The organism is Acinetobacter stercoris (assembly GCF_900323515.1).
Lineage (GTDB): Bacteria > Pseudomonadota > Gammaproteobacteria > Pseudomonadales > Moraxellaceae > Acinetobacter > Acinetobacter stercoris.
Map to the genome: position 1 here is coordinate 1 of NZ_OOGT01000273.1, position 3,977 is coordinate 3,977.

The 3,977-nt window shown below is 39.6% G+C and carries 3 protein-coding genes; all 3 read right to left on the reverse strand.

Going from position 1 to position 3,977, the window contains the following annotated elements:
* Positions 1–914: formimidoylglutamase (gene hutG / locus KPC_RS18290; protein WP_121975761.1), on the reverse strand; the 914-nt coding region annotated here is incomplete at its 3' end.
* Positions 915–935: 21 nt separating this feature from the next.
* Positions 936–2,156 carry an imidazolonepropionase gene (gene hutI, locus KPC_RS18295; protein WP_121975762.1) on the reverse strand — a complete coding sequence of 407 codons (1,221 nt, stop codon included), beginning with the start codon at positions 2,154–2,156 and terminating at the stop codon, positions 936–938.
* 65 nt (positions 2,157–2,221) lie between these two features.
* Positions 2,222–3,895, reverse strand: a complete 1,674-nt coding sequence (hutU, locus tag KPC_RS18300; RefSeq protein WP_121975763.1) for a urocanate hydratase — start codon at positions 3,893–3,895, stop codon at positions 2,222–2,224.
* Between the last annotated feature and the right edge of the window lie 82 nt (positions 3,896–3,977).

Below are 3,977 nucleotides of genomic sequence, written 5' to 3' on the forward strand. Positions count from 1 at the left end.
AATATATATTGATAAACAATATAAGCGGCTAATTTCGCTGTAATATGATCCTGATCATAAATGGGATTACATTCGGCGATGTCAAGTAATCTGACTTTTTGAGTCTTTTTAATTCGCTTAAACATGCGCTCAAAGTGATTTAAATCAATGCCTTTTACTGCTGGTGCACTTACACCAGGTGCCAGATATGCAGGAAATGCATCAATATCAATCGTTAAATAAACCTCATCTACTTGTGCTAAAAAAGAATCTATTTTAAAAAAAATTTCACTGAAATTTTCATTATAAATTTCTTGATCTAAAATGTACTGAACATTGAGTTGATCTGCTGTTTCAAATAATATTTTGGTATTGGCATGTTTCCCCACACCAATACACAGATAATGAAATATTTGGTCATGTTGAGCGGATAACTTTGCCGCTTGTAGAAAAGGTGTACCTGAGGTTGCTTGATCTTCCTCTCTTAAATCAAAATGTGCATCAAAGTTGATAATTCCAATTTTTTTATTCGGTTCAAACTTTCTTATATAGCTGAATAACCCACTAAAGCTTCCAAAAGCTATTTCATGCCCGCCACCCAATATGACCGGTTGAATACCTTTACTGAGCTGTGTGCAAATTTGTTCAGCTAGCTCCTTTTGCGCTTTTTCAAGCTCGCCATTTTCACAAACAATATTTCCTAAATCAGTAATGCTCATCTGTTGGTGCACAGGTAAGTTCGCAAGCTGTTTCCGAATTTCATTTGGTGCTGATGCTGCACCAATACGACCTTTATTCCGTTTTACCCCTTCATCTGAACAAAAACCTATCAATATAAACTCTGGATGATCTGTTTGATTTATGATCTGATGAATACGTAGATGATTGGCAGAGTCACCATCATAGCGACCTGCCCACTGAAACGTTTGGCCCATTACTCTATCCCTAAAATAGTTTTAAAAATCACGAATATTTCCCTGATAAATAACTTTCTTATCTAAATCTCCACCTAACCAGTAAGTAATTTCTGATGGGTGTTCAATATTCCATGCAATAAAATCTGCAATTTTCCCTACTTCCAAACTTCCATGTGTATCTTGTAAACCCAAAGCATACGCAGCATTAATAGTGACAGCAGCCAGAGTCTGTTCTGGTGTAAGTTTAAATAAGGTACTTCCCATATTCATCATTAAACGAAGTGATAAAACAGGTGAAGTTCCAGGATTTAAATCTGTTGATAAAGCAATTTTCACTTGATGTTTTTTTAATGCCTGAATATCAGGAAATTTTGTTTCTCTTAAAAAATAAAATGCACCTGGTAATAACACGGCAATCGTATTAGATGCAGACATTGCTTTTGCATCTTCTTCTGTTAAGTACTCCAGATGGTCTGCGGAAAGAGCGTGATAGCGTGCTGCAAGGGATGAACCACCAAGTGCTGATAATTGCTCAGCATGGATTTTTACAGGAATATTCAAACTTTGCGCAACTTTAAAAACTTTTTCCACCTGTGCTGGGCTAAATGCTAAATATTCACAGAATGCATCCACTGCATCTATCAGCCCATCCTGCTGTAATTTAGGCAGCATTTCACTGCAAATATATTCAATATATGCATCACTTTGATCTTTATATTCTGGAGGTAATGCATGTGCCGCCAAACAGGTTTTTTTTACAGTAACAGGCAAAGTTTCCCCAATACGTTTGGCTACATTGAGCATTTTCTTTTCATTTTCATAATCCAAGCCATATCCTGACTTGATTTCTATAGTGGTTACACCATCTTTCAGCAAGGCTTTTATTCTGTTTGATGCACTCTGCAACAGCTCATCATCTGTAGCTTCACGTGTTGCCCGGACAGTACTGGCGATACCACCACCCTGAGCTGCAATCTCTGCATAGCTCACACCTTCCAAACGTTTTTCAAATTCAACACTGCGATTGCCTCCAAAGATACTATGGGTATGACAATCTATAAAACCTGGTGTTACCCATGCTCCATTTAAGTCTATTTTTTCAATATTTTCTAAATGAGTAGAATGATACAAATTAAAATCCTGGGCAGTCCCAATCCAGTGAATTTTCTCTTGATGAGTAATTATTACTGCATTTTCAATTGTTGAATATTGCCCATTTTTCATGCTTGCAATATGACAATTTGTCCAAAGTTTTTTCATCAGTATCATCCTTTTTCTTATCTGGAATAAAAATGCTATCCGAAAATAGCATTTCCAGTATTTTCTTAACCATTAATCATCGGTAGTTTCAGGTTTTGCTCATTGGCACAATCGATCGCAATCTGATAACCTGCATCTGCATGGCGCATGACACCTGTTCCAGGATCATTGGTCAGCACACGTGCAATACGAGCAGCAGCTTCGTCTGTACCATCACATACGATCACAACACCTGAATGCTGAGAGAACCCCATTCCTACTCCGCCGCCATGATGTAAAGATACCCATGTTGCACCACCTGCAGTATTTAATAATGCATTCAGCAATGGCCAATCTGAAACAGCATCCGAACCGTCCTGCATCGCTTCAGTTTCACGGTTTGGACTTGCTACAGAACCTGAATCCAGATGATCACGTCCAATCACAATCGGCGCTTTCACTACACCTTGGCGAACCATTTCGTTAAATGCCAAACCAAGTTTTGCACGCTGTCCTAGTCCAACCCAACAAATACGTGCAGGTAACCCCTGAAAACTGATACGCTCTTTTGCCATATCTAACCAATGATGTAGATGCTCGTCATCAGGGATTAATTCTTTTACTTTTTCATCAGTACGATAAATATCTTCTGGATCACCAGATAGAGCTACCCAACGGAATGGCCCAATCCCACGACAGAATAGTGGGCGGACATATGCAGGAACAAAACCAGGAAAGTCAAAGGCATTTTCCACACCTTCATCCTGTGCCATTTGACGAATGTTATTTCCATAGTCAAAAGTTGGAACACCTAGTTTCTGGAAGTCGAGCATCGCCTGTACATGCTGAGCCATAGACTGTTTTGCTGCTTTAACCACGACCTGAGGTTCTTTTACTGCACGTTCACGGTATTCTTCCCAAGTCCAACCAATTGGCAGATAACCATTTAATGGGTCATGTGCACTAGTCTGGTCTGTCACCATATCCGGACGTACACCGCGACGAACCAATTCAGGTAATATCTCTGCTGCATTGCCATGTAATGCAATCGAAATAGCCTTGCCTTCCGCTGTATATTTTTTTATACGCGCCAAAGCATCATCCAGATCAGTTGCCTGTTCATCAACATAGCGTGTGCGCAGACGGAAATCGATGCTTGTCTGCTGACATTCAATATTTAATGAACAGGCTCCTGCCAATGTTGCAGCCAAAGGTTGAGCTCCGCCCATTCCTCCTAAACCTGCGGTTAAAACCCAACGGCCTGTCAGATTACCATTGTAGTGTTGGCGCCCTGCTTCAACAAAAGTTTCATATGTTCCCTGAACAATACCTTGACTACCAATATAGATCCAAGAACCAGCTGTCATTTGCCCATACATTGCAAGACCTTTAGCATCGAGTTCATTGAAATGTTCCCAGTTCGCCCAATGTGGTACCAAGTTTGAATTTGCAATCAAGACACGAGGAGCATCTTTGTGGGTTTTGAACACACCTACAGGCTTGCCAGATTGAACCAACAGTGTTTCATCATTCTCTAACAGTTTTAGTGTCTCAACAATTTTATCAAAACACTCCCAGTTACGAGCTGCTCGACCAATTCCTCCATAAACCACTAACTCTTTTGGATTTTCAGCAACATCAGGATCAAGGTTATTCATTAACATCCTAAGAGGTGCTTCAGTTAGCCAGCTTTTTGCATTGAGTTCTGTACCACGAGGTGCACGGATTTCGATATCTCTAAATTTGGTTGTATTCGCCATGAAAATAGACTCCTTTCTTTTGACGATCGTTCTGATTAATGTATGTACTTGTATATACATATATATACTACATTGTTTATAT